Origin of the sequence: Paraburkholderia sp. SIMBA_027 (assembly GCF_046535315.1) — a bacterium.
Taxonomy (GTDB): Bacteria; Pseudomonadota; Gammaproteobacteria; order Burkholderiales; family Burkholderiaceae; genus Paraburkholderia; species Paraburkholderia tropica.
Window position 1 is genome coordinate 1 of the sequence record NZ_JAWRWY010001280.1, and the last position, 248, is coordinate 248.

Genomic DNA, 248 nt, shown 5'->3' on the forward strand with positions numbered 1-248 from the left:
GGTCTCGAGATTATCGGCCGAGGCGAAGCGGAAGCTGGTGGTGTGGTTGCCGGCATTGCGCCCGACCAGAACCGTCAGACGTTCGCCGCCCTGATCCTCATACATGAACATCGCGCCCGGCTTGCCATCGACAGGCAGCAGACGGCCGCCGACGAGGTGGAAACCTAGCGTCTGCAGGTCGGGTACCTTCAGGTTCTGGATCGCCAGCCGCTTGCCGAGCCAGGTGGCGAGATGCGCCTCCTCGTTGG

Annotated in this window: 1 pseudogene; it reads right to left on the reverse strand. The window is 64.5% G+C overall.

Annotation, left to right across the window (positions count from 1 at the left end):
- Nucleotides 1-248: pseudogene (locus SB764_RS43265) on the reverse strand (anti-sigma factor); the annotation flags it as partial.